This window comes from Sulfurimonas sp. NWX79 (assembly GCF_039667035.1).
Lineage (GTDB): Bacteria > Campylobacterota > Campylobacteria > Campylobacterales > Sulfurimonadaceae > Sulfurimonas > Sulfurimonas indica.
Genome location: NZ_JALCZL010000040.1, coordinates 1 through 4,944, shown reverse-complemented (window position 1 = coordinate 4,944; position 4,944 = coordinate 1). Strand labels below are relative to the sequence as shown.

General features: G+C 32.6%; 6 protein-coding genes. 2 read left to right on the top strand and 4 right to left on the bottom strand.

The window, feature by feature from the left end; genetic code table 11:
- Window positions 1–628 (bottom strand): glycosyltransferase family 2 protein (locus MNY27_RS10700; protein WP_346392322.1); only part of this gene is annotated, 628 nt, incomplete at its 3' end.
- 93 nt (window positions 629–721) lie between these two features.
- On the opposite strand from MNY27_RS10700, the gene MNY27_RS10695 reads away from it, so the two are divergent.
- Complete coding sequence (locus MNY27_RS10695; protein WP_346392321.1) at window positions 722–1,951, top strand: O-antigen ligase family protein; 1,230 nt, start codon at window positions 722–724, stop codon at window positions 1,949–1,951.
- Window positions 1,951–2,622: a methyltransferase domain-containing protein gene (locus MNY27_RS10690; RefSeq protein ID WP_346392320.1), complete on the top strand. Its 672-nt coding sequence runs from the start codon at window positions 1,951–1,953 to the stop codon at window positions 2,620–2,622. Before MNY27_RS10695 ends, MNY27_RS10690 begins: the two co-directional genes overlap by 1 nt.
- Here MNY27_RS10690 and MNY27_RS10685 read toward each other — a convergent pair.
- The 3 genes from MNY27_RS10685 to MNY27_RS10675 form a co-directional block, all read right to left on the bottom strand.
- Window positions 2,619–3,671, bottom strand: coding sequence for a glycosyltransferase family 9 protein (locus MNY27_RS10685; RefSeq protein ID WP_346392319.1), 1,053 nt, complete (start codon window positions 3,669–3,671; stop codon window positions 2,619–2,621). The two genes, MNY27_RS10690 and MNY27_RS10685, sit on opposite strands and share 4 nt — an antisense overlap.
- Window positions 3,658–4,743, bottom strand: coding sequence for a glycosyltransferase family 4 protein (locus MNY27_RS10680; RefSeq protein ID WP_346392318.1), 1,086 nt, complete (start codon window positions 4,741–4,743; stop codon window positions 3,658–3,660). Before MNY27_RS10680 ends, MNY27_RS10685 begins: the two co-directional genes overlap by 14 nt.
- Window positions 4,733–4,944: hypothetical protein (locus MNY27_RS10675; protein WP_346392317.1), on the bottom strand; the 212-nt coding region annotated here is incomplete at its 5' end. The genes MNY27_RS10675 and MNY27_RS10680, both read right to left, overlap by 11 nt.

Below are 4,944 nucleotides of genomic sequence, written 5' to 3'. Positions count from 1 at the left end.
AACTTGTATCACCTGCAGCTCTCTCTTCTCGCTTGTACTCAACAACAGCTGTTTTAAAACCAAGCCAGGCGAAGATTCCTTTCATAAAACGCTGTGTTTCAGGAAGTTTTTTCAGCTCATCTACAACTCTGCGTGACATCAGACGATAATCTCCGACATTGTGTGGAATCTCAATATCTGAGATTTTATTGTGCATTTTATAAAAAAGCTCAGCACTGATGCGTTTTGCATGAGAGTCAGTTGTACGATCAGCTCTTTTACCCACAACTACATCATAGCCTTCTTCATACTTTTTAACAAACTCCAAGATAAGCTCAGGGGGATCTTGCAAGTCAACATCAATAGGAACAACAACTTCTCCTCTTGAAGCATCTATGCCTGCTGTAAGAGCTGCTTCTTTGCCAAAGTTGCGTGAGAGATTGATAACACGAACCTCAGCAAACTCTTGTGATTTTGCCTGCAAAATCTCCAAAGTAGCATCACGACTGCCGTCATTTACAAAAACTATCTCAAAACTTCTACCAAGCTTTTGCATAATGTAAAAAATCTTCTCTAAAAATATATCGATGACTTCCTGCTCATTAAAACAAGGAGCAACTATTGAAATAAAGGGTGTACTATTTTCCATAAATGAACCAATTGCAAAATATTTTTATAAAATTATACCTTTTTTAACATTATTTTTGTACACTTGTACTAACTTAAACAGTATGGATGAAGATTGCTTACTCTTGCAAGAAAAGAAATAGATTTTAAAAAATATATCAGCTTTGTTCTGATTGCCTATGCTTTTAGCTTTCCTGTCTCAAAAGCCGCTACCAATCTTTTTGAAGTTCTTGCAATTTTATTATGGATTATTGAAGGGAACTGGCGAGAAAAGTGGCAGCTTTACAAAACAAATCTTTTAAGTATTGCTGTTTTTTCACTTATAGGGTTCAGCCTCTTGTCTATAGTGTGGCACGGCAATGCTGAAACAACCTTTAGATATGTAGCGAAATACAGACATCTGCTTGTTATCTTTGTATTTTATTCCTCTTTTGATACAAAATATACCAAACAGATTATATCCGCATTTTTAGCTGCCATGTTTATCAGCGAATTGATGTCCTATGCTATTTTCTTTGAGTGGATTCATTACAAAAATATTTCACCTACAGATCCTTCCCCTTTTATGAGTCATATGACATACAGTACCGTCTTAGCATTTACAATCTCTTTACTCCTTGTTATGCTCTTTTATGAAGATCATCTCAAATATAAACTCTTTTATATTTTTTTCTTCTTAAGTGCAACCATTAATTTGTTTGTAAATGGAGGAAGAAGTGGCCAGGTCATCTATATTGTTCTTATTTTTACAGTTTTTTTATCTCTTGTAAAAAACAAACTCAAAGCTTTTTTCGCAGCTCTATTCATTCTTTTGCTGACTTTTTCACTTGCATATAATTTTAGTACCAATTTTCATAAGAGATCTAATCAGCTCTATAATGACATACATAATATGGTCCATAATAATGACTATAGCGGTAGCGGTGCAACAAGGGTAGCTCTGAGTATTATTGGAATCAATACAATTAAAGATAATTTTCTTTTAGGGACAGGTATAGATTATAAAATGGCAGATATAAAACAGTATTCAAAAGAATTAAAATTCAATCCACAACAGATGAAAGAATATGCTGATTATCACAGTGCTTTTTTAACAGTTGCTGCACAATTAGGAGTTGTTGGTATTATTATTTCTCTCTTGATTATCATCTCACTTTTTAGAGCTTCTTCTTACAATCAGGACAAAGAATATAAACTTATGGCTCTACTCTTTGCCTTAGCATTTACTCTATTTTCATTTTCACACAATACATTACATACAATGAATCCAATGATATTTTTCGCACTCTTTGGAGGTTTTTTTAATGTTTTGTCAAAAATTACATATAAAAAAAGGATTACATAATGGGCTTTGAAGCTTCAAAAACAAAAGAAATTTTAACAGATTGGGAAAAAAATTTATTATCAGGAGATGGTATTGATATAGGATGTGGTTTAGATCCTATTATGCCAACTGCAAGAGCATTTGATATAGATGATGGTGATGCAAACTGCATTACTCAATATGTGGATAAACAATATGATTATGTTTTTTCTTCTCACTGCTTAGAGCATATGCATAATCCACAAGAAGCTTTAAATGAATGGTGGAAAATTGTCAAAAGTGGCGGACATTTAATTTTTACAGTTCCCGATGAAGATTTATATGAGCAAGGTTATTTTCCCAGCTTATTCAATGATGATCATAAGTCTACATTTACAATATCAAAAAGAAAAAGCTGGTCTGATAAATCGTATAATTTACTTGATTTAGTTTCATCTCTTCCAGAGAGTACTCTCATAAAAATTGAATTACAAGATTTAGACTATGACAGAAGTTCTTTATATCATTCTGTTTATTCTAGGAATACTGCACATTTTGGAATGAATATGGCCAGAAAAATTGCATCGGCATTTCAAATATTTGGTATTCGAAAACAAGTCTATTTAGCCATTTCTCATCTCTTTAGACTCCCAATTGATCAAAGTCATAATAATGCTTTAGCACAAATCTTTGTTATAGTAAAGAAAAACTAACTTTTTAATTTTTTAAACAGTATTACAATTGCATTAATAATATTTTGTGTAGAAATATTTTGATGCTGATATAATTTATCTTCATCAAATCTTTCATATACAGCAACAAATTTATCATTATGCGGATCTACAAAAATCGGATGTGTATAAGTAAATATTGTCATAATATAATTATCAAAAGCCATAGCCAAATGCATCAAACCGGTATCTGGTGTTATGATAAACTTCGTCAGTTTGATGAGAGATGCAATATCCACTAAAGGCAATGTCGGAAGTTTGATGTAGGGAATATCATTATCTCTAAGATATACTGTAATAAGTTCCTGTTGTAAATACTCCTGTCCAGGATTGGCAATAATAGCAGGAATATAGCTATACTTTTCATATATATAGCGAATCATCAAAAAGTATTTTTCACTTGTAAGCATTTTATCTTCTTTACTCGCTCCCATATTGAGCAAATAAATTTTATCGCTTTCATATCCACTTGCATCCAATAAGTTTTGCATTTTTACCAGTGATTCTGTATCTAAATTAAACAGAGGTTTAAGTGGAAATTTTTTATCACTTAATGGTTCAACAATTGAAATCATATAGTTATAAAGAGATTGCCTCTCTTTGAGTCTATCTTCTGCACACTTATTTTCTATATTGTAAATTTTTTGATTTTTCTGCATACAAAAACCGAGTTTATATCTTGCACCGGAGAATTGAACCATTAAACGAGAAGATCCTCCATTATATAAATTCACCAACAAATCAAATTTTTCTTTGCGCAGAGCCAGAATAGCCTGTAGTTTTTTATAATTTTGGCGTAATTTATTTTTTTCTTTTTTTCTATCAATAACAATAATTTCATCAACATCATTGTTATTCTCTAAAACTGCCTTACCTATTGGATCTACAAATGCAACCATCTTTGCATTGGGGTATATCTCTTTGAGCGCATGCAAAACAGGTGTTCGTAAAATCACATCTCCCAAAAGGCCAAACATGATTACACCGATTTTCTCTATGTTTTTTAAATCTTCTTTTTTATATTTTTTCAAAAACATCATATATCTTTGCAAGTTGTTTCTCTTGATTAAATTTTTGCACTACTTTACTCAATGCATTACTGATGATTTTATTTTTCATATTTTCATCATCGCATAAAACAGCTATTTTCTCTCCCAAATCATCTACACTTCCATCAAACAAAAGTCCATCCACACCATCTTCTATTATTTCCAACGGTCCACCCTTATTTGTAGCGATTACAGGTATTTTGTTAATCATCGCTTCAATAATCACCAGTCCAAATGTTTCATTTTCTGTCGCCAAAACCAAAACATCAAACAGTTTCATATGTTCATTCACCTCTTTTGTAAAACCGGTAAATATAATTTTATCTTCTATATCCAAAGATGAGACTCTCTCTTGTAGTGCTTCTAGATAGCCTTCATCCATTGCAGAACCGACAATCATTGCTTTTATATTGAGCTCACGCAAACGTGCTATTGCCTCTATAACTTTATACTGCCCTTTTCCTTCTTCAATTCTTCCTACTATGCCAACGACAAAATTATCATTCAAAGCATACTTTTCTTGTAAAGAGGCAACTTTTTGTTCATCTGTTTTTGGCTCTGCTACACCTAGGTAAATCATCTCAATTTTTGGCCGTACTTCCTGTGGTATGTATTTTTTCAACTGTTCTTTTACCTGCTGTGTTACAGCATGCATCATATCTATATTTTTATATAGCCATTTATGATAAACATCATCTTTAAAACGTGTCATTCCCATATGACGGCTTTGTACAAGTTTTGGCTTTTTTTTACTCAACACTTTAGCCAGAACAGCCGTTATCATATCTCGTGTCCAGTGAAAATGAATGATATCTATATCGTTATCATCAATGTAATGTGCGAGTTTTTTTGCAGGTAAAAAAGGAAAAAACTTACTTCTTTGAAGGTGGAACTTTTCTATATTTCCCAAATAATTGTCAAGCTTTGAATTCGGTGCAACAACAACTTTACATTCCCCCTCTTTGCTAAAATATTTGTAACAATGTGCTACAAACATCTCTAAACCACCAAGCCCCGGTGCTAAACAAAGTTCGAGTATCTTTTTATTTTTCATACAGCTTATCTATCATATGGCTTGTTGCATCAAAAACATCATCAACTGCAGGACTCTCGTACTCGATAGTAAAAACACAATCATGCTTCTCTTCACGCGGCCAGTAACGAAACGGAGGTATCTCAAAAAATATCCCAACAGTAGGAATCTCTAAGGCTATTCCCATATTTCGCACACCTGTATCATTAGAAACCAGCATTT